Below are 497 nucleotides of genomic sequence, written 5' to 3'. Positions count from 1 at the left end.
GTCGCACCGAGTTGTGGCGGCTGATGACCAGCCTCCTGGACGCCGACCGCTACCCCGCCCACGAGTTGATCGCGCTGTATCACCGCAGATGGCAGGCCGAGACCTGCTACTTCTCACTGAAATCGACCATCCTGGACGGGCGTGTACTGCGCTCCAGGACGGTCCCCGGGATCGAGCAGGAGGTCTACACACTGCTCACGGTCTACCAGGCACTGGTACGCATCGCGGGCGACGTACTCACCGCCCAGCCGGGCCTGTCTCCTGAACGCGTCAGCCTCACCGTGCTGCTCAACGCCAGCGCCGACCAGATCGTGGCTGCCCGCGGCATCGCCCCGACCGGCTCGGTGAGCCTCATCGGAGTGATCGGCCGTGCTGCACTGGCCGGCCCCCTGCCATTGGGACGACGCTGGCGGCTCAAAGCGCGCGTCCGCAAGCGCAACAGCAAGTACACGTTCACCGCCGGCAAGCACCCGCGCGGGTCCCAGACCTACACTCTC

At 67.2% G+C, this 497-nt stretch carries 1 protein-coding gene; it reads left to right on the top strand.

The features are described from left to right. Positions 1-23 precede the first annotated feature (23 nt). A partial coding sequence (locus tag AC5WRT_RS39055; protein WP_496101116.1) for a transposase occupies positions 24-497 on the top strand: 474 nt, incomplete at its 3' end.

This window comes from Streptomyces sp. NTD91 (genome assembly GCF_059510455.1).
Note: the sequence above shows the minus strand (reverse complement) of the source record. Positions and strands in the feature narration are given on the sequence as shown.